At 36.3% G+C, this 22,150-nt stretch carries 21 protein-coding genes, 1 pseudogene and 1 riboswitch; of the genes and pseudogenes, 14 read left to right on the plus strand and 8 right to left on the minus strand.

From position 1 onward, the window contains the following. Nucleotides 1-229: 229 nt before the first annotated feature. The 4 genes from CRO56_RS07695 (at nt 230) to CRO56_RS23195 (ending at nt 3,706) form a co-directional block, all read left to right on the plus strand. Nucleotides 230-1,207 carry an ABC-three component system protein gene (locus CRO56_RS07695; protein ID WP_097158040.1) on the plus strand — a complete coding sequence of 326 codons (978 nt, stop codon included), beginning with the start codon at nt 230-232 and terminating at the stop codon, nt 1,205-1,207. Then, nucleotides 1,194-1,421: an ABC-three component system middle component 6 gene (locus tag CRO56_RS23495; RefSeq protein ID WP_097158041.1), complete on the plus strand. Its 228-nt coding sequence runs from the start codon at nt 1,194-1,196 to the stop codon at nt 1,419-1,421. Before CRO56_RS07695 ends, CRO56_RS23495 begins: the two co-directional genes overlap by 14 nt. Continuing rightward, nucleotides 1,412-3,136: a DUF2326 domain-containing protein gene (locus CRO56_RS07705; protein ID WP_179714209.1), complete on the plus strand. Its 1,725-nt coding sequence runs from the start codon at nt 1,412-1,414 to the stop codon at nt 3,134-3,136. Before CRO56_RS23495 ends, CRO56_RS07705 begins: the two co-directional genes overlap by 10 nt. Nucleotides 3,137-3,613: 477 nt before the next feature. Then, nucleotides 3,614-3,706 carry a GntR family transcriptional regulator gene (locus CRO56_RS23195; RefSeq protein WP_245855745.1) on the plus strand — a complete coding sequence of 31 codons (93 nt, stop codon included), beginning with the start codon at nt 3,614-3,616 and terminating at the stop codon, nt 3,704-3,706. A gap of 16 nt (nt 3,707-3,722) precedes the next feature. Here the strand turns inward: CRO56_RS23195 and istB are convergent. From istB to CRO56_RS07725, 3 genes and pseudogenes are all read right to left on the minus strand, one after another. Next, nucleotides 3,723-4,483: pseudogene (gene istB / locus CRO56_RS07715) on the minus strand (IS21-like element helper ATPase IstB). Then, a complete protein-coding gene (locus CRO56_RS07720; RefSeq protein ID WP_097158042.1) occupies nt 4,480-4,836 on the minus strand; it encodes a hypothetical protein in 357 nt (118 codons plus the stop codon). Before CRO56_RS07720 ends, istB begins: the two are co-directional and overlap by 4 nt. A 38-nt stretch (nt 4,837-4,874) precedes the next feature. Next, entirely contained in the window at nt 4,875-5,645 is a 771-nt protein-coding gene (locus CRO56_RS07725) for a DDE-type integrase/transposase/recombinase (protein WP_097158043.1), read from the minus strand. A gap of 557 nt (nt 5,646-6,202) precedes the next feature. Between CRO56_RS07725 and CRO56_RS07730 the strand changes: the two genes are divergently transcribed. The 3 genes from CRO56_RS07730 (at nt 6,203) to CRO56_RS07740 (ending at nt 10,707) form a co-directional block, all read left to right on the plus strand. After that, on the plus strand, nt 6,203-7,720 hold the full coding sequence (locus tag CRO56_RS07730; RefSeq protein WP_097158044.1) for an SIR2 family protein: 1,518 nt from the start codon (nt 6,203-6,205) through the stop codon (nt 7,718-7,720). A gap of 437 nt (nt 7,721-8,157) precedes the next feature. Further along, nucleotides 8,158-8,751 carry a putative ABC transporter permease subunit gene (locus CRO56_RS07735; protein ID WP_097158045.1) on the plus strand — a complete coding sequence of 198 codons (594 nt, stop codon included), beginning with the start codon at nt 8,158-8,160 and terminating at the stop codon, nt 8,749-8,751. A 420-nt stretch (nt 8,752-9,171) separates the two neighbouring features. Next, on the plus strand, nt 9,172-10,707 hold the full coding sequence (locus tag CRO56_RS07740; protein WP_097158046.1) for a glycine betaine uptake BCCT transporter: 1,536 nt from the start codon (nt 9,172-9,174) through the stop codon (nt 10,705-10,707). Between the two features lie 404 nt (nt 10,708-11,111). Here the strand turns inward: CRO56_RS07740 and CRO56_RS07745 are convergent, their stop codons facing one another. Together CRO56_RS07745 and CRO56_RS07750 are read right to left on the minus strand one after the other, a co-directional pair. Continuing rightward, complete coding sequence (locus CRO56_RS07745) at nt 11,112-11,495, minus strand: VOC family protein (protein ID WP_097158047.1); 384 nt, start codon at nt 11,493-11,495, stop codon at nt 11,112-11,114. A gap of 102 nt (nt 11,496-11,597) precedes the next feature. Next, entirely contained in the window at nt 11,598-11,876 is a 279-nt protein-coding gene (locus tag CRO56_RS07750) for an ArsR/SmtB family transcription factor (protein WP_097158048.1), read from the minus strand. Between the two features lie 77 nt (nt 11,877-11,953). Here CRO56_RS07750 and CRO56_RS07755 point away from each other — a divergent pair, with 77 nt between their 5' ends. Further along, nucleotides 11,954-12,256 carry a GNAT family N-acetyltransferase gene (locus CRO56_RS07755; protein ID WP_097158049.1) on the plus strand — a complete coding sequence of 101 codons (303 nt, stop codon included), beginning with the start codon at nt 11,954-11,956 and terminating at the stop codon, nt 12,254-12,256. Nucleotides 12,257-13,254: 998 nt separating this feature from the next. Next, nucleotides 13,255-13,659 (plus strand): hypothetical protein, encoded by a 405-nt coding sequence (locus tag CRO56_RS07765; protein ID WP_097158389.1) that lies wholly within the window; start codon nt 13,255-13,257, stop codon nt 13,657-13,659. A gap of 67 nt (nt 13,660-13,726) precedes the next feature. Here the strand turns inward: CRO56_RS07765 and CRO56_RS07770 are convergent, their stop codons facing one another. Together CRO56_RS07770 and CRO56_RS07775 are read right to left on the minus strand one after the other, a co-directional pair. Further along, on the minus strand, nt 13,727-14,920 hold the full coding sequence (locus tag CRO56_RS07770; RefSeq protein WP_097158390.1) for an MFS transporter: 1,194 nt from the start codon (nt 14,918-14,920) through the stop codon (nt 13,727-13,729). Nucleotides 14,921-15,014: 94 nt separating this feature from the next. Then, nucleotides 15,015-15,113: riboswitch (purine riboswitch) on the minus strand. A gap of 158 nt (nt 15,114-15,271) precedes the next feature. After that, on the minus strand, nt 15,272-16,453 hold the full coding sequence (locus CRO56_RS07775) for an LL-diaminopimelate aminotransferase (protein WP_097158051.1): 1,182 nt from the start codon (nt 16,451-16,453) through the stop codon (nt 15,272-15,274). 359 nt (nt 16,454-16,812) lie between these two features. Between CRO56_RS07775 and aspA the strand changes: the two genes are divergently transcribed. Continuing rightward, nucleotides 16,813-18,237, plus strand: a complete 1,425-nt coding sequence (aspA, locus tag CRO56_RS07780; protein ID WP_097158052.1) for an aspartate ammonia-lyase — start codon at nt 16,813-16,815, stop codon at nt 18,235-18,237. Nucleotides 18,238-18,349: 112 nt separating this feature from the next. Here the strand turns inward: aspA and CRO56_RS07785 are convergent, their stop codons facing one another. Continuing rightward, nucleotides 18,350-19,600, minus strand: coding sequence for an MFS transporter (locus CRO56_RS07785; protein WP_097158053.1), 1,251 nt, complete (start codon nt 19,598-19,600; stop codon nt 18,350-18,352). A 712-nt stretch (nt 19,601-20,312) separates the two neighbouring features. On the opposite strand from CRO56_RS07785, the gene CRO56_RS07795 reads away from it, so the two are divergent. From CRO56_RS07795 to CRO56_RS23605, 4 genes are all read left to right on the plus strand, one after another. Next, the gene (locus CRO56_RS07795) at nt 20,313-20,783 is read left to right on the plus strand and encodes a GreA/GreB family elongation factor (RefSeq protein ID WP_097158055.1); all 471 of its coding nucleotides are present in this window, start codon (nt 20,313-20,315) and stop codon (nt 20,781-20,783) included. 123 nt (nt 20,784-20,906) lie between these two features. Beyond that, nucleotides 20,907-21,314: a hypothetical protein gene (locus CRO56_RS07800; protein ID WP_097158056.1), complete on the plus strand. Its 408-nt coding sequence runs from the start codon at nt 20,907-20,909 to the stop codon at nt 21,312-21,314. A 58-nt stretch (nt 21,315-21,372) separates the two neighbouring features. Further along, nucleotides 21,373-21,669 carry a hypothetical protein gene (locus tag CRO56_RS07805; RefSeq protein ID WP_097158057.1) on the plus strand — a complete coding sequence of 99 codons (297 nt, stop codon included), beginning with the start codon at nt 21,373-21,375 and terminating at the stop codon, nt 21,667-21,669. A gap of 113 nt (nt 21,670-21,782) precedes the next feature. After that, nucleotides 21,783-21,944 carry a hypothetical protein gene (locus tag CRO56_RS23605; protein WP_354237431.1) on the plus strand — a complete coding sequence of 54 codons (162 nt, stop codon included), beginning with the start codon at nt 21,783-21,785 and terminating at the stop codon, nt 21,942-21,944. Nucleotides 21,945-22,150: the final 206 nt, after the last annotated feature.

Raw genomic sequence — 22,150 nt, forward strand, 5'->3', positions numbered from 1 at the left:
TGTATGGGAAGGTTTGGGAACCTAGTCCCAAAGGCATGCAGATAGGCGACAGACTTAATCTATTTTCACTTTTTTTAAATGTTTTAGAGAATGATTTCGTTTTTCCTTTTAAAGATATGAATCTTAGAACCGTAGATGTATTATTTGGCTCTTTTAGATTTTTTTTATACAAAAGAACTCCAAGTTATAGTAAGATTAGGAAAAAGGGGAAAATATTGGGGAGAATACTATGAAAAGGGATATATACTTTTCTTACATTTCGGAAAAAATTGAAATTTTATCTTATAGAATTAACAGTATGGGCAAATTGAATATTTTAAATCTTAATATTCATGCTGAATTTTTTTATAGAGATTTATGTAACTTGATCTATGGTTTAAGATTAGAAAATGCAAATACAGATAAGCAAAATATAGCTGCAATTGATTTAATTGACAAAAATAAAAAAATACTAATACAAGTCTCCGCTACATGTACAAAGAAAAAAATAAATGATACTCTTTCAAAGGATAATTTAGTAGAATATAAAAATCATGGCTATAAACTTAAATTTTTGTTTTTCTCAGATGCTAAAAATTTAAGAAAGAATACGTTCACTAACAAGCATAATATTGCCTTTAATCCTAAAGAAGATATCATGGATAAAGAAACATTGTTAAATGATATCTTGAAGTGTAAAATTGACAATCAACAAGAAATTTTTGAACTAGTAAAAGCTGAACTTGGCGAAAAACCAGATCCTAATAAAATATCATCAAATTTGGCAGAGATAATTAATTTATTATCAGAGGAAGACTTGGCTTCAAAACCACAGTCAAATAAGTTGCATGAATTTAATATTAATAAGAAGATAGAACATAACAATTTACTAAAAATCAAAAAGTTAATTGATACTCATAAAATTCACTTCACTAAAGTTGATGGGATATATAGGGAATTTGATAAACAAGGAAATAATAAAAGTCTTTCAGTATTTAATAAATTAACAGGTTTTTACACTCAGGAAATAATAAAAGAGAACTGTAGTGAAAGCCAAATATTTATTAATATAATTAATAATACTATTACTCATATTCAGGAAAGTGAAAATTATAATAAAATTCCTATTGAGGAGTTAGAGCAATGTGTATCGATAATAGTTGTTGATGCGTTTATTAGATGTAAAATTTTTGAGAATCCGGAGGGGTATAGCTATGTTACTGCCTGAAGACATAAACCCCGAATTAAGCATATACTATAATGGATCCGTTATTTTACATTTCCTCTTAGAAAAAAAGAATATTGACCTTATTACTTTATATAAACATGTTAAAAATGAGAATGATATGTCGTTGAATACATTTATGCTGTCTTTAGACTGGCTTTTTTTAGCTAACATTGCAATTGTTACTGAAAGTGGTGAAGTTCAGTTGTGTTCATAAAATATTTGAAAATAGAAGATAATAAAAGCACTGTAAGAGAAATAAAATTTCATAAAGGTATTAATCTGATTGTTGATGAAACTGTTAATTTATCAGATACAGAAACAGGAAATAATGTTGGGAAAACTACTGTGCTTAAATTAATCGATTTTTGTCTAGGTGCTAATTCAAAGATAATTTACACAGATAATGAGAACAAGAAAGAAATCGATCTAGTAAAAGATTACCTTATACACAATAAAGTTTTGATAACTTTAATATTAAAGGAAGATCTTGAGATTGAAGAGTCTAATGAAATTGTAATTGAAAGAAATTTTTTAAGCAGAAAAGAAAAAGTAATGAGAATAAATGGAAAAAACTTGGCTAAAAATGATGGGAAAGATTTTGAAAATGAACTGGATAATTTAATATTTGGTAAGAGAAAAGAAAAAAAACCTTCATTTAGACAAATTATTGCTCATAGCATAAGGTATACTGATGAACGGGTAAATAATACCCTGAAGGTCTTATCAAGCTTTACAACTCTTGCCGAATATGAAATGTTATACTTATATTTATTCGGTATTTCTATAGCAGATAGATCTAAAATACTTAAGAAAATAAAAACAGAGAAGGATTACAAAAAACGGATAGAGAAGAAACAAAGTAAAACAGAATTAGAACTATCACTTGCAATGATAGATGACACAATTTCTAGATTAGAGCTTAAGAAAAATAATTTAAACATTAACTATAATTATGAAGAGGATTTAAATAATTTAAATGATGTTAAATATGAAATAAGTTATACAAGTACTAAAATAAGTGAATTAAGTCTTAGAAAGAAAATAATTCTTGAAGCGGAAGAAGAATTAAAATCAAACAAATCTAACATAGATTTACAACAACTAAAAATAATATATAATCAGGCTAGTAAATATATAACGAATATTCATAAAACCTTCGAAGAACTGGTTTCTTACCATAATAATATGATTTTGGAGAAAATTAGATTTTTAACACAAGATATACCAGAAATTGAATTAGAAATAACAAGGTTACAACAGAATTTGCAAAATTTGTTATTTAAAGAAAAAACATTAACAAATAAAATTGCAAAAAGTGATCCATTTAGTGAATTGGAAAGTATTATTGTACAGTTAAATGAAAACTATCATAGAAAAGGGGAAATTGAAAATTTAATATCACAGATTGATGAAGTTGAAAAGAAAATAACTTCATTAGAGGACGAACTAAATAATATAGATGAGGGACTTTTTACTGAAAAATTTAACGAAAAAATAAAGAATAGATTGATGGATTTTAATAATAATTATTTTTCCCTTGTGTCCAATGAACTTTATGGAGAGAAGTATGGTATATCGTTTAATATAAATGAGGATAAAAAGACAGGTAAAAAGATATATGTATTTGATTCATTTAATGCAAATAGCAGTTCCGGTAAAAAACAGGGAGAAATATTGTGTTTTGATTTAGCATATATCCTTTTTGCAGATGAAGAGAAAATTCCAGTGCTACATTTTATATTAAATGATAAAAAAGAATTAATGCATGGAAATCAATTAATTAAAGTATCTGATTTTATTAAAGATAAGAATATACAACTTGTTTTTTCAATATTGAAAGATAAACTTCCTGATAAATTGAATAATGAAGATTATATTGTATTAAGGCTATCTCAAAACAACAAACTTTTTAAAATTGAAAATCGATAAAATTAATCTTCGGAATCTAATGAGAAAAAATAACAAAGAAATAGCAAAGATTAGATTACAATATTTTAACCAAAAAAGTTCTACTGCAATTTACGTGAGAAAAAATATTAAAGTTAAGTTTAATCTATAAACAATATTAAATTCTAGTAAAAATAGCGTCTCCATTTACATAGGAGGCGTTTCCCTTATTTATGTAATCCTTTCAAGAAAATGTAAATATACCTGAGTGTTATCACACAAAAAACCTGGCTATGTGCCAGAATTTTTGTCTTATAAATGAAAAGTATAAGTAATCTATTTACTATTCCTCTGACAATTTCCTTTCATTGCTTGACCTGCTACAAGGTTTTAGGTTCATTAAGGAAGGTTGGTTGTTGTGAAGCCGTTGCAAAGTGAAAGTGTGATTCCACTTTACTATCAACTCAAGGAAATATTAAAGAATCGATTGATAGTGGGCTTTGGAAGCCCAAGGATCAGATTCCCTCAGAGAATCAATTAATGAATGAATACAGTGTGAGCCGAAACACGGCGAAAAAAGCGATTGAAGAGCTTGTTGTAACCGTCAAGTAGTTTTGAACACTTTTCGCTAAATTGTTTCATTCGTAAATATCCGTGTTCGGTGCTTCATCCTCCAACTATTCTCATCTATATTGATTACTTCTACACGATGAAGAAGCCGGTCCAGAATCGCGGTTGTAATCCCTTGATCACCAAGGAGTTCTCCCCACTGGTCAGGTCCTTTATTGGAGGTCAGTATGATTGAAGCCTTTTCATAAAGATCATTGATTAAATGGAAAAATAAGTTCGCTTCTTTGGTGTCCATTGCCATAAACATCATATCGTCGATAATGACCAAATCCGACTCTATTAAACGTTTATATAGAGTTTGTGACTTCCTTGAAAACTCTTTCGTTTTTAGTAAGTGCACGAGCTCTCCCATGCCAATAAACATCGTTTGATATCCCTTTTGTATAGCTTCCATTCCTAATCCTATCGCAATATGAGTTTTCCCGACCCCAGGGGGCCGAGTAATATGATGTTAAAGTTTTGCTCTAACCATAACAGTTCACGCTGTTGTTTAAACTGCTTTTGGCTAATTGCCTTTTGTTCATTTAAATTGAAATCATCTAGCGTTTTAGGGACAGGGAACCTGGCCCATTTTAATAGCTTTGCCAACATCTTTTCTTCTCTACACTTTTGTTCATATGAAAAGATTTCATATATTAGTTCATGGTAGGTCCACTGACGTGATTCCGCTTCCCTTAAAAGGTTAGGTAATTCCATAGCTGTTTCAGCTAGACGTAATGAGCGACACTGTTCCTGTAACTGCGTCATGGGATGGGTCATGCGGAATGACCTCCTTTCATAATCGCAATATAGGAATCTACGTCTCTAGTCGAAGCAGTAATGTGAGAGTAGGTGCCCGCCTTTTTCTTAGTAGCTTGCGGCTGGATTTGCTCTTCCTCGTATTTTAGTGAATACAATAAATCACGAAAATTGTTGGCACTTCTCAACCTTAGCGTCATCGCTCTTTGTAAGGCTTGATCAATCCACTTACCATCATGCTGAACCAAATTCCAAAGAATGTTCAGTTGATCTCCCATATGTCTAGGATATGTATTTCTTAATATAGTCAAGAATTGGTGAATGAGGTCCTTATTCTCAAAAGCCTTGCTAATCTCTTGCTGCCATTCATCCAAACGACTCGGTCGTTTTCTTCTATGATTTGGATCCTGAATTAGTTCCCCTCTACCAGGATGGATGGCGTGATTTGCAATGAATTCACCGTCTTTTGATAAGCGGATATATAATGCTGATTATCTGTAATCTCTAGGTAAACTTTATTGCTCCGTATCGGCTGGTAAGAGCCTGTTGGTACACTATAACGATTAGCTTCATATTTAACTACATTGTCCTTTTGGATATATCTTTTTATACTGGACTCAGGTAGATTCTCGAAAGAGAATTGGGTAGAGACTTTTCTCAAGTGTTGCTTTTCCAGGGCGTGCACTTCGAAAGGTCTCTTTTTTGTTGTATGGAGTACATTATAATTTCCTGTTCTTTCAAGCCACTTGAGGCACAGCTCATTCCACACTTCCAAATTGGTAAAGATTCGGTTCTTACTAAAGTTTCTTTTCACATATTTCACGACACTTTCAATCTTGCCTTTTGTTTCTGGATCATTCTTTCTACATAGGAATACATGAAACTTCCTTAATTGTTGATAAGACTGAAACTCCTTCGTTAAAATCATATCTCCCGCATTTTCACTAACTGAAATGAGATGATCTTGATAATAAACTATCTCTTCAGACATTCCTCCAAAATATTCAAAAGCTGCCTCATGGCATCGTATCACGTCTCTTGTAGTAAAAGGGCGCTCCATCCACACTACATATTTAAATCTAGAATGGGCTAACACAAAACCGATAAACCATAGTTTTTTGGACTTTCCATCCTTTGTTTTGACATGAGTTTCACCAAAATCGACTTGAATTTGTTTTCCCATTGGTAGCTCTTCAACAGCTTGATAATGCCTATAGGTAACTTGTTTTGGAATACTGTCAACAACGGATTAAAATCCCCCAAATTCAACGGCTGAAAAATCCCCATTTTCATCACTTGGCTATCAATGGTTGAATTCCAGCTTTTTGTTTTTCCCTTAAGCGATTCGCTATTATAAGCATTAGAAATTTCTTATTATCCAAGGAAATCACCTTTATTGAGTACTATCATTCATTTGGGAAAAGGAAGATTACACAAGTTGTGAGCGGCTTTTTTGGGAAATTTTGTGGCTTTTCGCAAGATAGTAACGATTTAACATGCAAGGGCTAGATCATCGATCCGAGATGTTAAGACAATGGACACCATAGAAGCACACTGTTTTTTCATATTTTTTATAAACTATATGAGAAGGCATCATCATTTGGACAATAAATAAAGATCTGATAACGGTTAAAGGAGTAATAATCTGTATAATAAAGGTGTTTTTTGTAATATTGTGTTGAGGAAAATAAACCCAAGAAATATAATAAGATAAAACAATGGTTAATAGAGGTGGGAGAGATGACTATACTTCATGAAATAGACCAAGTAGTTGATGTGCTTAAAAATATGTCTGATCGTGGAATTAAGTGCAACTTACTTGTTGGTGCTGGATGTTCAGTAACAGCTGGAATTCCAACGGCAAGTGGTATTGTAGATATCATAAGAGAGAAGTTTCCATCAATTTATAATACAGTTAAGGATAAAACCTATGCAAATTGTATGAATGCTCTCTCACCAGATGAAAGAATAGATTTGATAAAAGGTTTAGTAGAAAATTCAAAGTTAAATATTACTAATATCATCATTTCTGAGTTACTAAAACGAGGATTTATTCATCGGATACTGACCCCGAATTTTGATAACTTATTAATTAAAGCATGTAGTATCGTAAATGAATATCCTCCAATCTATGATTTGGCGGCCTATGAGGAATTTCAACCAGAACATATTCCAGAAAAATGTATTTTTTACCTTCATGGTCAGTTTACTGGCTTTAAACTAATGAATACTAATAAAGAAGTCAAAAAACAAGCAGATAAGTTAGAAAACCTGTTTCGTCGTTTAAATGAAAGAAGTGTTTGGATTATTGTTGGGTATAGTGGACAAAATGATGCCTTATTTAAATTACTTAGCCAAGAACCGATATATAAAAATAGATTATATTGGATTGGATATAATGACCAAGAACCACATGAGGAGCTTAGAACACAGATTCTAAAACCAAAAAAATATGGATTTTACATCAAGGGTTTTGATTCAGATAGCTTTTTCTGGAATTTAGCAAATAAACTCGGAACGTTTCCTCCTGATTTTTTACTTCGGCCATTTACATATATTAAAACTATTATAGATCAGATAGTTCCTTACCATTTAGAACAAAAAGCCGATTTAAATTCAGTAACTAATACAATAATACAAAAAGCCATTGATAAATATGAAAAAGACCCAGTATTAATGGGGGAATCATATATGAAACTTGGATTCTATGATAAAATCATTGAAATGAAAGAAGAATTACTTAAAAAAAGGAAAAAAGTAACTGTTGCAAATGCTTACTTTTATAAAGCATTAAAATTACATAATGAAGTAGAAAAGAATAAATCGATAGAAATGTATCGGCAAGTCATAAAGTTGTATGAAGAGTCGAATACACTTGATCCTTATCATGGGTGCGACAATAACATTGGTAATTGTTTTGATGATTTAGCTGATCTTGAAAATGATAAGTTTAACGAGAACCTATTGGAAAGTTTAAGTAGATACATAATTGCAATTGAAAAGGGCGGTGTACAGGCTTATAAAAATTTTAAATTAAGTTTAGAAAAATATTTAGAAAAACATTTTAAAGAAAGCGAACTATTAGAGGACGTTATGGAGGTTGATATCGAAGATGATGACCCGGAATTGATTCAGAAAATCTATGATTGGTTAAATTTATTATTATCAAAAAATATTAAGTTTAATGAGTCAAAAATGGAAGAATATCTATATAAATATAAAAGTCTATTAGAAGAAAAGCAGAAACAAACAGCTTGATTTAAAAGATAACGTACGATAAAACCTCATTTTCACCCGTTACGGAAACCGTGCCATAAAAAATGAGGTTTTATTTATAATAAAATTAACTGACTTCGCGGAAGATTTCAAATTATCTCAGGACAAAGAATTTAGAAATATTTTACTTTTCCATGATACAAGAAAAAGTGTGAATTATTTGTGGAAAACAGCAAAAACTGAAATTAATTTAGAAAAGGAAGAATTTATAGAATGCTAAGAGTCAGGGATAAAATTTTTTTGCCTAGGGAAATATCCCAAGCAATCCAAAAAAACTGTCCTATGACTCAACCTTTCACAGCCCCCTCAGTCATCCCTTTCACAATATAACGTAGGAATATCAGGGAGAAAATAATAACTGGATACCATGATGTTAAAACCTACAAATATCACTATTCGGTTGCCAGAGAAGGAAATCTATGTGGCTCCTGCGGATTCTGCCGTTAACTGGGGTTCAAATCGCCATCGGAAAGCTATGGTTTAGCTGGTTCTTATCGTGGGTGATACTCTCGATTATTCAAACGATTATCGGAATCCTGTTGGGATGGACGTTCCTATATATGATAGGAGGGCTTGTGTTAACGGCTCTGGCTTCCATTAGCATTAGTGGAATGGGAATATGGATTGGGACAATCGGAGCAAAATATAATCCAGCCAATCCGCAAAATCGATTAACGTTTGCTCCATCACTTGTCCTTTTGATCTTATCGTACGTTTATTTATTCGTGTCGCTGATCAGTCTTGCGTTCATCGTTTTACCGGCAAGTTTTCGGGATTTTTTCACAAACCAAGACTCCATCGGGGGCTTCATCGGATTTATGTTAAATATCGGTGCGTTCATTGTGGAAATGAACGCAACCTCACCAGCCCTGGCCATATTGATTGGATGTGTTGGGTTGGTGGTTGTTTCGATAGGGACTGCCGTTATCACCATCCAATTAGCTGCCAAACGGTTTGATAAGGGAATTGAGATTGAGATGGTTCAAGCAAACAGCGGTCGTGGACTGCGGTAATATAATGCCAATTTTGGTGCCAGACCCCCGATACGTTAACGGATTAACGTAAGGGGTCAGGCGCTTTTTTTTGGAAAAACAATAACACATACATGAAAAAATGTAGCTTTTCCAAAAGGCAATTGTGTTGGATGAAGCAAGTGTCGTCCCTTAGCCTCTTCATTAGCCAAAAACAGGAATATCTGTTAGCATAAGAAGATGCCCAAATTTGGAGGACCATGGAAACTGCTTACTATATGAATCAATTACATAAATATCAAATAACAATAAGCTGCCTCATTTTTTTAGCTGACTAATTCAGTAAGTCTCCGTAACAAAAAATAGAGAGTTATGAAATTGATTCATAATAAGTAAAGAACAGCAAATCTTAATAAGTAGCAATTATAAGTGGAAATGATCTGATTTAGAAAGGAGCATTTGATGAAAGCTATTTCAAATGTTTTTTGGATTTCCGTTGCGATTGTTCTCGCAGCGCTCATATTTGGTGTTGCAGCACCGGATAGTTTTGAAGAAGCAACTAGTAATGTACAAGCATTTATTACATCCGCTTTCGGGTGGTATTACCTTATTTTAGTTTCGGTTATTGTGATTTTTTGTATTTTTCTTATTTTCAGTCCGGTTGGGGCGATCAAATTAGGGAAACCGGATGATAAACCTGAGTTTTCTAAAGCTACTTGGTTTGCGATGTTATTTAGTGCCGGAATGGGAATTGGGCTTGTATTCTGGGGAGCAGCAGAACCACTCACCCATTTTATGAATCCTCCTTTAGCTGAGGCTGGAACAGATGCGGCGAATAAAGAGGCTATGAGATATACCTTTTTTCATTGGGGTATTCATGCGTGGGGGATCTATGCCGTTGTGGCACTAGCTCTAGCCTATTTCAATTTCCGCAAAGGGGAGCCGGGGCTTATTTCCGCTACGTTAAAACCTATTTTAGGAAAGAAATTAATGGAAGGACCACTTGGAACGGTTGTTGATGTATTAGCTGTTTTTGCAACGGTAGTTGGCGTTGCGACAACCTTAGGGTTCGGGGCCGCCCAAATTAATGGTGGTTTATCCTATTTATTTGGCATCCCTAATAATTTCACCGTTCAGGTGATTATAGTCGTTGTAGTGACCATATTATTTATTATCTCTGCTTGGACTGGATTAGGAAAAGGAATCAAGATTTTAAGTAACGCCAACATGTTTTTAGCGATTGCTTTATTGGTTTTGATGTTTATCGTGGGACCGACGATTTTAATCTTAAACATGTTTACTGATTCACTCGGTGGTTATATCCAAAATATTGTGCAAATGAGTTTCCGCATTGCTCCTCTCAATGAAGAGCATCGAGCTTGGATTAATGGCTGGACGATTTTCTATTGGGCATGGTGGATTTCATGGTCTCCGTTTGTCGGCATCTTTATCGCCCGTGTATCCAGAGGCAGAACGATCCGTGAATTTATGATTGGTGTCTTACTGCTGCCTGCATTAGTGAGCTTTATCTGGTTTGCTGTATTTGGCACATCTGCTATAGAGGTTCAGAAGGCCGTTGCGGCTGATCTCTCGCAGCTGGCTACCGAAGAAGTCTTGTTTGCGATATTTAATGAAACCTCCTGGTCAACGATTTTATCGATTGTAGCGATTACACTTGTCGGTACCTTCTTTATTACGTCTGCCGACTCTGCCACATTTGTTTTGGGCATGCAAACAACTTATGGATCTCTTACACCAGCGAACTCCGTCAAAATCACATGGGGTATTGCACAGTCTACTGTTGCATTAGTCCTTTTGTACAGCGGCGGGCTGCAGGCGCTCCAAAATGCGCTGATTGTCGCTGCATTTCCATTTTCGATTATCATGGTTCTCATGATGCTATCGCTGTATAAATCATTAACCAAAGAGAAAAAAGAACTCGGCTTATATTTAAAACCTAAACCTCGTAACAAACAGCCTGTGAAGAAGCAGGAGTAGAGTGCGGGCTTGTTTTGAAGCAAAGTAACTTTTGTAGTTGATTCATATGGTCCTTAAGGTTGACCCAATAATTTGGGTCGCCTTTTTTATTAAGCCAAAAGCATGAATGTCTGCGGTAGCAACCAAGGGGGAGAGAATATAGTTATATAGATATTTAAGTGAAAAAATTTGATAAAAAAACCGAAAGATAGCATAGGAGCAACAATTAGAAAAGATTCTCCATATTGCATTTCTAATGTTGAATTACAAGAAATCCTTTATTTTTAACCCTTAACAATATTCAACCCTGTCCCCAAATGAGGACAGGGCTAACATAAAGTTGATTAATTCTTAATAATAAACACTTCACAAATCTTAAAACTTGCCAATAAAGTCGTATAGAACAAGGTTACTTCGTCATGAAGTTATTGCTGTATGATCTGAATAAGGTTGCCGCATGTATCGTCGAAGACAGCTATCGTGACTTCGCCCATTTTTGTCGGCTCTATCGTAAACTTCACTCCTTTTTCCACTAATCGTTTATACTCTTTGTGAATATTTGCAACGCCAAACATTGTTGCTGGAATGCCTTCGGAAAATATATTTTTCTGATATTCTTTGGCAGCAGGATGGGCATTCGGTTCGAGCAGAAGCTCAGTACCGTCTTGATCATCTGGAGAAACAAACGTTATCCACCTATATTCTCCGGTGGGAACGTCATGCTTTTTTACAAATCCCAGCGTTTCTGAATAAAAGTCCAGTGCTTTGTCCTGGTCTTCGACGAATATACTGGTAACAACAATTTTCATACTGTTTTTGCCTCCTTTGTTATTTGTGACGTGACGTATGGGCTGTGCACACGCAAAAGAACCCATACATTCATCAGAAAGTCCTGTTAAGAAATTAAAAAATTACTCTACCCACCCTTTTAGTAAGTTTTTAAGTGGTTCGTTGTTAAACATAAGAACTCGATATTTCCCCTTTCGTTTTGATTTTACGAGCCCTGCATCTTCCAATGTAGTAAGATGTTTAGCAATCGCCTGTCGCGAAATGGAAAGGTCGTGCTTCATAATGAGACGTGCCGTAAGTTCATACAACGTCATCTCGTTGCGTTCGGATAGTTCGTCTAATATAAGCCGCCGATTCGAGTCGCTAAGTGCTTTGAATATAGTGTCTTTATCCCAATTCATATATCAAGTATAAGCAACTCTACGGTTGCATGTCAAGTATAAGAAACTGTAAGGTTGCGTAATAAAGGAACCGTATCATGCAACCGTTAAAGTCACATCATAGTAGTTTGAACCATTACAATACAGGGTCGATTGAGTTTGTTGGAACAGCTTCAGAATTTAGAGGACAGGGTGTAGCTTCTCAAATCATAGAGCATATCATTGAAACCACTCCGTACAATGATTATGTCATTGAAGAGGTTGCGGATACGAATACTTCGGCAATGAATTTATATAACAAATTGGGATTTGAAGAGTACAAAAGAAAGCCTCTTCCAGAAATTAGGGCTAAGAAAATTGGAATCAATAATTTTTTGTCTTTGAAATACGTAAAAAAGTAACATATTCTTTTTTAATTTTAACCTAATATTAACTCTTCAACAAAAAGGTGCAATAGTACAATAACAAAGATCAACTTTTGAAGTTCTTTAAATTTTTCGATCTTCAGTAATTGGACTATATTGTTGAACAAGTTGAATTGGAGGATTTTTTTATGGGGAAAATGGGGTGCTGAGTTCGGATAACAGGGTGCTGAGTTCGGAAAACAGAGTGCTGAGTTCGGATAATGGGGTGCTGAGTTCGGATAATGGGGTGCTGAGTTCGGATAATGGGGTGCTGAGTTCGGATAATGGGGTGCTGAGTTCGGAAAATGGGGTGCTGAGTTCGGAAAACGGGGTGCTGAGTTTGGAAAACGGGGTGTGAGTCCGGAAAACGGGGTGCTGAGTTCGGAAAACGGGGTGCTGAGTTCGGATAAAAGAGTGCTGAGTCCGGATAACAGGGGTTGAGTTCGGAAAACGGGGTGCTGAGTTCGGATAACGGTGTGTTGAGTTCGGAAAACAGGGTGCTGAGTTCGGAAAACAGGGTGCTGAGTTCGGAAAACGTGGTGCTGAGTTCGGAAAACGGGGTGCTGAGTTCGGATAACAGGGTGCTGAGTTCGGATAACAGGGTGCTGAGTTCGGAAAACGGGGTGTTGAGTTCGGAAAACGGGGTGATGAGTCCTGAAAAAGGGGTGTGAGTCCGAATAACGGGGTGTAGTTTGGAAAAACAAGTAGTGAGTTCGAATAGACAAGTCGCTATTTGCCCTGCGAATGTTGAATTAATAATTATACTGCAGAAACATACATGAGTTAATTGCCAGAAACATTTATATATATTTTTTCATAATATGTCCAATCGGTCTCGAGAAAATATGCGAAAGTACTGAAGGTGGCTACCCGCGAGAGCTTTTATTATAATGAGTTTAGAAAGCCTGACCGCGGTAATAAAGCTTTTAGCACACCTAGGGTCAGAGGCGGCATACAGGCAGGGGAAGATCTATGAGAGCGAGGGGATTAGAAAAATGAATACGTTTCTTACGTATTTAGTTTCCCTTTTTGTGATTGTGGTATCCGTATTAAATACACTGTATATCAAGTCTGAACTAGAGCGGCTGTTTCGTGAAAAAAAGGGAGTTTTTCTTTTTCATTTATGTAATGTGCTGATCATATTAATGGTTGCTTTTGCGACATATGCTGTGATGACTAGATATATCATGGGGAGTGAATTCAATTGGCTGCTCCAATTAGTCATTCTTCTGTTCATGATCTTACCCATTTATATGATTGGTCACTTTGCATTTGAAAAATATAAATTTGCTAACCGAAAATATAGTATCGCTGAGAACGGAAAGGTTTTAATCATTAGCGAAAAGTATTTAAAGAAGAAAAAGCGGCCTTCCAGATTCAAAAAATATAATGAATTTTAGATAAAAGTGCCTGACCTTCAATACGTTAACACATTTACGTACTGGGGATCAGGCATATTTTTAAGATTTATGAACTTTGGATAGACGAATTCACAAAGGTGTTTTCTCTTCTAATGGCCGGTCTTGTCAAAGAAAAGACTGCACATAGTAAAGAGATCACGACAATGAAACTTCCAACGTAAGCTGTACTGGTAACCGATTCTGTTTGGTTTAATACAATGCCGCCAATTACGGAGCCAAGCGAAATACCAATTTGCAGGGCGGAATTATTAAAGCTTTGCTGTATATCAGAAGTGGCCGGATCGGTTTGAATCAGATAGCTTTGTTGCGCTGGCGCCAGACTCCAGCTTAATGCTGCCCAAACGATCATCACCGGAATAAATAAGACCAGGGAAGAAGTCGCCAGTGGCAGCAAGCCTAGTACAATAGCAAAGGCACTGATGACGATGATGATACTTTTACGAGCCCCAATCCAATCCGAAAGGGTTCCGCCAAATGCTCCTCCACCTACGGCTGCAATCCCAAATACAAAATAACAGATACTCACCCAAGTCGAATTTAAATGAAGATCGTTTTCCAATAATGGCGTGAAATAAGCGTAAAGGGTATAATGTCCTGCTAGCATAAATAGGGTCGCCAGATGGGCACTGCCTATTTTCGCGCTGCCTACTGCTTTTATTTGTTTGGAGAGCGACATCGTTTGTTCCCCTTCCCCTGGAATGCGCTCCAAAAATAGTGAAATCAGCACCATGGACCCGATGGATAATACAGCAATCCCAAGGAATAGGACACGCCATCCAAATGTATCAGAAATCAGGACTCCAACGGGTACCCCCAACACTAGTGAAGAACTAATCCCCATATAAATCAGACCCAAGGCCTTTGCGCGGTGGGCAGGGGCTACGATTTTTGCGGCAATCGTTAATGAAAGTACAACGATGAGGGCTGTACTGGCTGCCGTTAACACCCTTGCAATCATCATGAAGGTGAAATTTTGGCTGAAATAGGTCATGATATTCCCAAGAAAGAATATGAACAAGGAAGTCAGATATAATTTCTTACGCTCCATTTTACTGGTTAACACGAGCAAAACCGGCCCTGCAATCGCATAGATCAGCGCGAACACCGAAATCAGCTGTCCGGCAGAACTGATTGAAATATTAAGGTCGGCGGCGATAGTTGGTAAAATCCCGCCTACAATTAATTCAACAAGTCCAACTGCAACCGTCGATAATGCTAATATAAAAACTTTTACATTCATCGTTTGTTTTTTCGTCCTTTCTATTCTAGATGGATATAAAATAAATAGTCTATGAGGGTTTTTTTGGGAAAACAAAAAAATCCTGATTACAAAAAACGATTGACTCATTTTCTGTAGTCAGGATTTTATGGTTCCTGGTAGAGACCCTCTGCCATATTCTAGAGGTTATACAGTGAAGATATTTAGTTTAGTAGATTCACTTTTGGAATTTTACTATGATTTATTCCATTTTTCAAGTTAAATTTCTCTAGTGAGTGTGACTCTGGTGCCTGACCCCAATACGTTAACAGATTAACGTGCAAGGGGGCAGGCGCTTTTTTAGACCACTAGCCACCCTGATTTTTCAAGGAACTAGTTGTTTTCATTATTTGAAAACAACTTTATTTCTTTCAGCCTAGAAACAGCCTTTTCTAATACTTCTTCACTCTGAGTAAGTGCAATTCTAACGTAGCCTTCTCCTTCTTTTCCAAATGCATTTCCTGGAGTAACGACGATACCTGCTTCATCCATTAATTTATAGGCAAAATCGGTTGAAGTAAAAGGCTTTGGCACTTTTGCCCAGATAAACATTGATGCATTTGGGGATTCTACCTTCCAACCTAATTCGTTTAAGCCACTTATGAAAAGAACTCTTCGTTTCTTATAGATTTCTCGTAACTGCTCAGTAAATTCAGCTGAGTTTTGCAAAGCAAGTGTAGCTGCTTTTTGGATCGGCAAAAATATACCGTAGTCAAGATTAGACTTTAAACGATCTAATCCGTTTACGATTTGTTGATTCCCGACAATGTATCCAATTCTGCAGCCTGCCATATTAAAGCTTTTGGAAAGAGAATTAAATTCAACCCCTACGTCCTTAGCTCCTTCAATCGACAAAAAGCTCATCGGCTTTTCCTCATAATAAAGCTCGGAATAGGCAAAATCGTGAATAACCAATATTTGATTTTCCTTAGCAAACTGAACGGTTTTTTCGAAGAATTCCTTCGTGGCTAAGGTTGGCACTGGATTCCCCGGAAAATTGAGGATCATTAGCTTGGCCTTCTCCCTAACCTCTTTGGGGATCTTATCAAAATCCGGTAAGAATTGATTTTCTTCCTTTAATGGCATTTTATAGGGGGTCGCTCCAGCCAAGGAGATACCAGCATGATAAGCGGTATAACCAGGGTCAGGTACAAGGATCGTGTCTCCGGGATTTGTCAGCACCATCGGTAAATGGACAAGTCCATCCTGGGATCCCATCACCATTAATACTTCATCGTCTGCTTGAAGGGGAACATCAAATTGGCGATTGTAATAATCAGCAATAGCTTGATGCAGCTCTTCAATTCCGGTTAATGTATACCCATATTGAGAGGGATCTTGGACATTTTTTTGTAATTCATTCATGACAAATTCAGGAGGCGGTAAATCTGGACTGCCGATACTAAGGTCAATTAGATTTTTTCCTTCTTGAAGCTTTTGTTTTTTATATTTTGCTAGTTCGCTAAAAATTAATGGTTTAAAATCATTCATTTTATTAGACAGCGTTATTTTCAATGAAACCCCTCCTCGATGAATGGTTTTGTAAAATGAAGTGCTTCCTCTGTAAATCGTTATTTAAATTTCTGGGATAAGACAATATTACACTCAAGCTTAGCAAGAGTAAAAGGCAAATTCTGTTGTAAAACGTATTGGTTGTGTAACTTTGATTTGTCTATAAGTATATTAACAGCTTTGTTCCTTTAAAATTTATACCCTTCCGTGATAGCGAAGTGTTTGATATATTAGCATAGATAAATAAGGTTGGAAAACGCTTTCAAATGAGCTGAAAATTGTGTTTTCTTTCTTCTTATCTAGTAAAATAGGATTAGAGCATAATTATGTTAGGGTTATGTTAAACCCTAGGAGGACTATCAATGATTACAGACAAAATTCGAGTAGAAAAAGATTTTCTAGGTGAGAAACAGGTTCCACAGGATGTTTATTATGGAATCCAAACGCTTCGGGCAGTGGAAAATTTCCCGATTACAGGCTATCAAATCGACAAGAATTTAATAGTCGCAATGGCGATGGTTAAAAAGGCTGCTGCCCTAGCCAATATGGAAGTTGGCCGACTCTATGAAGGACTAGGGAAATATGTGGTACAAGCAGCCGATGAAATAATTGCTGGAAAATGGCACGACCATTTTATTGTAGACCCAATCCAAGGCGGAGCGGGAACCTCTATTAATATGAACACAAATGAAGTGATTGCTAATCGTGGGCTTGAATTGATGGGGAAGGATAAAGGGGACTACTTTCATCTAAGCCCAAACTCTGTTGTCAATATGGCGCAGTCGACCAATGACTCATTTCCTACAGCGATTCACATAGCAACGATAACACTACTTCAACAGCTCATTGAAACAATGGAGGATATGCATCAAGTATTCGAGGAGAAAGCCGATGAATTTGACGATGTGATTAAAGTGGGCAGAACCCATCTGCAAGATGCGGTGCCAATTCGTCTCGGCCAAGAGTTCAAAGCCTACAGTAGAGCAGTAGGCAGAGATATTAAGAGAATATCAAATACAATCGAAAGTCTGCTCGAGGTGAATATGGGGGCAACCGCGATCGGGACAGGCCTCAATGCAAATCCTAAATACATCGTAAAAGTGGTCGAGAATTTGGCAGAAATCACCGGATTGCCATTACGAAATGCAGAAAACTTAGTAGATGGAACCCAAAATACAGATGCCTATGTCGAAGTATCAGGTGCATTAAAAACGTGTATGATCAATATGTCCAAAATTGCAAATGACTTAAGACTAATGGCATCTGGACCGCGTGCAGGTTTAAATGAAATCAATCTGCCTGCGCGCCAGCCTGGCTCTTCCATTATGCCTGGAAAAGTAAATCCAGTTATGCCTGAGATGATCAATCAGGTAGCCTTTCAGGTCATTGGCAATGACCACACAATTTGTCTGGCTTCAGAAGCCGGTCAGTTTGAATTAAATGTAATGGAACCAGTCCTTGTTTTTAACTTGCTGCAATCCATTACGATTATGAACAATGCGTTCCGTGCCTTCACAGATTACTGTCTATCTGGAATCACAGCAAACAAGGATGCATTGGAAAAGAAGGTTGAACAGAGTGTGGGTCTCATCACAGCGGTTAACCCGCATTTAGGCTATGAAGTGGTTTCCCGTATTGCGAGAGAAGCGATTCTAAAGGGCGAATCGATAAGAGACCTATGTTTAAAATACGATGTATTAACAGAAGAAGAACTGGATTTAATCCTGGACCCATATGAGATGACGAAACCTGGAATTGCAGGGGAAGCTTTGTTGGATCGGGATTAACTAATTTGGTGCGATAGTCCCTTGGTGAACTACAGAAATTATGGTGTTGAGAATATAAAATGAAATTGGCGAACAGTGATAAGCACTGTTCGCCTTAGTGTTTGTAGTATTCTTAGTTGGATGTCTCATTCAATACCGGTTTTCCTGCTTCCACTAATTCATTCGTCCGGATTAAGAACATCGATAGAACTAAAATAAATGCCCCGGTCCCGACTAGGAGCCATTCAATTTTAATGAAATCGGCAATGGGTCCGAAGATGAGCATTCCAATTGGCATCATCGAAGTCGATATCATTCCAAAGACGCCAAAGATTCTTCCTAAATAATTCTCTTCCACACGTTCTTGTATTAAAGTCATAGTTGGTGTATTAAAGATTGGCATCGAGATTCCGAATAGAGCCATGAAAGCTAAGTAAATCCAAAAGTTCGGAATGACACCGAGGGCAAATGTACAAACCCCCATGATTAAGCTAGCAAAGGTCATCGTATGAACTTTGTTTTGAAAGCCTCCCCAGGAAGCGATAATGCCTCCACCGACCATCATTCCAACGGAGAAAGCAAGTTCAATTGCCGTTAAACGCCACACATCATCCCCAAAGCTACGTGTCACTTGCAGAGGCGTTAAAAAGGCTGCAGGTGCCATCAAAACAAAGAAAATCGCGAAGAATAAAAAGAATTTCTTCAGAAAAGCGTGGTGGTTAATATAGCTGATGCCTTGCTTAAAGTCGTTAAAATAGCTTGTTGTTTGATGTTTAGAAGCCTTCTCATGGGCAGGAACTCTTAAAAAGGCAACTAACGTAAAAATGGCAATCGCTGCAGTGATTACATCGATAAAGAAAATCACTTCGATTGTAGCCATTGTCAGTAATGCTGCACTTGCCATCGGTGCGAAGAACATAATAACGGCCTGAATACTTCCATTTGTTCCGTTCACCTTCGTCAGCTTATCCTTAGGTACAAGTTGCGGCAAAATAGCGCCAACTGCAGGTGTCTGAATGCCTGTGCCAATTGCACGGATGGCCGCCATAACAAATAGTAACCAGATTGAATCATAGCCCATTAGAAAAACAATGGCCAAGATCAATGTAGAAATGGCAATCAGTGCATCAGATAAAATAATTAAAACTTTTCGATTGTAGCGATCCGCCCATACCCCCGCAACGGGTGATAGGAAAAAGGTGGGGATAAAACCACAAATGATATACAACGTCATCATCAAACCGGATTCAGTCTCTAATGTGATATACCACATCATCGCATACTGCACTAAGGCTGAACCAAAAAGGGAAACCGTTTGACTGCTTAAAAAGAGAATAATATTCTTTAACCAATTTTCCTTGCTATTTATATTTTCGATATTCATTTTTTAACAATCCCATTTCTATATAAATTTTTTATAGCTAACAGGGACCGATCTTTTCTTGCGTGTGAGCTAGTTTTTTTTAAGACAACAAAAAAAGAAGGGAAAAGATGCCCTTCTTTTTTTAATAACCGTATAATAAAGGTTTCCTTAAAAATAGACAGACCAATCCCATATAGACTCTCCCAGTAGGCAGAGTCTTCCACGTATTCAATTAACGATTGAACATTGGGAATCGAAGTCTCATTGATGCTGTCAAAAGGAAAACCTCCATTTCTGTAAAGTGAGTTCATTATAACAAATAAGTGGTTATTGCACAATCATCTATTAGTGGCTTCTGTTCCAGGTATTCAGCTATTAAATACCTCTGATAGCATTTTGACATAAGAAGACTGCCTTTTAAGGAGCCTGTCTTTTTGTGTTCTTAACACACTAGTGAAACTGCCCGTCTCTCTGTACTTTTTTAAGCCCGTCTATCGAGAGGCATAGGGGCTTTTTTTGATCAAATATGATAAGATGATACTAATATCTTCCAACAGCTTGAGGGGAAAAGCTTTTTTCCTTTCGCATATAGGAATGCTTTTGGGTATTTGTGTTAACTAAAGGCTTTTCTATGTTTTGGAGGGTTCATTTTTTTTATTAAGGAGGAATTTAGATATGAAAAACGTAATGAAGTTCTGCAGGGTGTTTGATCCAAGTAAGGAGGCTATTTATTATGAGCCATAATCAATTAGCTAATAAGGAGTTCTTTGTCGATCAGTTAGTCCATATAGATGAAAACATTAAGGAATTGACCAATCTTTACATTTCCTCAACGCCTGTTGATGAAAGAAGGAAACACTTTTTTAGCCTCTATGTTCTCGAGTTGGAAGAGCTATTAAAACAAAATCAAAAAAACAATGTTATTTCTTTTTTTCCAAAGGTGTTTATAGGGACGAAGGTTACGGTTATGTATGAGGATGATCATGAGACCGAAGACTATGTGATTTGTTTTCCGGAACAGTCAGATCCCGATAACGGCTTTATTTCCTTTTTATCTCCGGTAGGCAGGCAGCTGCTTTTAAGAAAAATCGGTGAACAATTATTGCTCAAGGTACCGACTGGTGAACTTTCGGTATCCATTAAGGAAATTTCATTCGCAGGAGATTGGCTGGAAAATAAAGAAAGACAATCAAAAGAAGCTTGATTTGAAAATGGATACACAATGAATATCAGTGCCTGACCTTCAGTGTTTTAGCACATTAACGTGTTGAGGGTCGGGCACTTTTTTAAAGATGAAGGTATTACTCTTCGAGAATAAGTATAATTAATGGAAGAAGATGTAAGAGAACTTATAAATAATGAGGTTGATAGAGATGATCAAAAAGCAATTCCAATATTCTATTATGTTGGACACAAATTTAATGATAGAGTTTTTGTCGTTGTCGATATGGCGGAAGAAAAAACGCTGGATGTTATGGTCTGCGATCCTTTGGCAATCGCACCGAAAACAGGAGAAATCGTAATGGGTACATTACTCCCGTTGGGTGATGAATTGTATTTCCCGATTATGGACTTCTACCACTTTGATTTCGAGGCTAGGGAAGAACTGGCAAGGTATTTTCATTATTACTACGATAAATATTCAAAGTCGTCTAATGTGCATGAGACGTTTATTCACGTACTTTCTTCCATGTTGCAAATTGAGAGATTGGCTCAAAGAATTTCAAAACAATGATGCTGCTATACTTCTTTGTCGGGAATAATGCTATAATGGGCTCGAGGAGGTGAACAGGATGAAGAACGAGGAATTGATTATTCAAGCCATTAAAGAATTGAACGAAAATATGCTTAATGGGTTTAACGAAATGGATAAGAAGTTTGAAGAGATAGACAAGAGATTCGAAGGGGTAGACATGAGATTCGAAGCGATAGACAAGAGATTCGAAGGGATAGACAAAAGATTTGACCGTATAGAAGAAAGACTGGAAAGAATTGAAAACGAACAGAAAAATTTTAGAAAAGATATTAGTTTCTTGTCTGAGAAGATTGGAGAGCACGACCTTATATTGAACAGAATTACAAGTCAATAGATTTTTCACACTAACTTCTGATTGGAACACTTATCAATAAACCCCATTTTTTCTCCAGCTTAGAAGTCTTGCGCTGCAAATTTTCATCATTCACAAATACGGCGTGTTACTGAGTGGTAAAGGATGAACAGGATACACCGATACCCAGAGAAATACTTAAAGAAAAAATAAAAGAAGTTGATGGGCTATTATGCCTTTTAACTGAAGAAATTGACTCTAGCCTCATTAATTTTTCAAATAACCTTAAAGCTATAAGTAATATGGCTGTTGGATAAGACAACATTGATGTATAAGCAGCCTCTCGAAAAGGTATTTTAGTTACAAACACTCTAGGGGTATTACAGAAATAAGAAGCCGCCTAATTTAGTTAATAAGGATGATATTTTAAGTTAGCACTATATCTAATTGAAGCGGGGAAGCTACACAAAATTTAAAACCCAGCCCCGTCTAAGAGGAACTGGGTTTATGCATTATTGCAGAA

Source organism: Bacillus oleivorans (assembly GCF_900207585.1).
GTDB lineage: Bacteria > Bacillota > Bacilli > Bacillales > JC228 > Bacillus_BF > Bacillus_BF oleivorans.

Bases quoted from the DNA above. Each gene is read 5' to 3' on its own strand.
- CRO56_RS07695 (WP_097158040.1), top strand. From the start codon at position 230: ATGAAAAGGGATATATACTTTTCTTACATTTCGGAAAAAATTGAAATT.
- CRO56_RS23495 (WP_097158041.1), top strand. From the start codon at position 1,194: ATGTTACTGCCTGAAGACATAAACCCCGAATTAAGCATATACTATAAT.
- CRO56_RS07725 (WP_097158043.1), bottom strand. From the start codon at position 5,645: ATGGGAAAACAAATTCAAGTCGATTTTGGTGAAACTCATGTCAAAACA.
- CRO56_RS07730 (WP_097158044.1), top strand. From the start codon at position 6,203: ATGACTATACTTCATGAAATAGACCAAGTAGTTGATGTGCTTAAAAAT.
- CRO56_RS07735 (WP_097158045.1), top strand. From the start codon at position 8,158: ATGTGGCTCCTGCGGATTCTGCCGTTAACTGGGGTTCAAATCGCCATC.
- CRO56_RS07740 (WP_097158046.1), top strand. From the start codon at position 9,172: ATGAAAGCTATTTCAAATGTTTTTTGGATTTCCGTTGCGATTGTTCTC.
- CRO56_RS07745 (WP_097158047.1), bottom strand. From the start codon at position 11,495: ATGAAAATTGTTGTTACCAGTATATTCGTCGAAGACCAGGACAAAGCA.
- CRO56_RS07750 (WP_097158048.1), bottom strand. From the start codon at position 11,876: ATGAATTGGGATAAAGACACTATATTCAAAGCACTTAGCGACTCGAAT.
- CRO56_RS07755 (WP_097158049.1), top strand. From the start codon at position 11,954: ATGCAACCGTTAAAGTCACATCATAGTAGTTTGAACCATTACAATACA.
- CRO56_RS07765 (WP_097158389.1), top strand. From the start codon at position 13,255: ATGAATACGTTTCTTACGTATTTAGTTTCCCTTTTTGTGATTGTGGTA.
- CRO56_RS07770 (WP_097158390.1), bottom strand. From the start codon at position 14,920: ATGAATGTAAAAGTTTTTATATTAGCATTATCGACGGTTGCAGTTGGA.
- aspA (WP_097158052.1), top strand. From the start codon at position 16,813: ATGATTACAGACAAAATTCGAGTAGAAAAAGATTTTCTAGGTGAGAAA.
- CRO56_RS07785 (WP_097158053.1), bottom strand. From the start codon at position 19,600: ATGAATATCGAAAATATAAATAGCAAGGAAAATTGGTTAAAGAATATT.
- CRO56_RS07795 (WP_097158055.1), top strand. From the start codon at position 20,313: ATGAGCCATAATCAATTAGCTAATAAGGAGTTCTTTGTCGATCAGTTA.
- CRO56_RS07800 (WP_097158056.1), top strand. From the start codon at position 20,907: ATGGAAGAAGATGTAAGAGAACTTATAAATAATGAGGTTGATAGAGAT.
- CRO56_RS07805 (WP_097158057.1), top strand. From the start codon at position 21,373: ATGAAGAACGAGGAATTGATTATTCAAGCCATTAAAGAATTGAACGAA.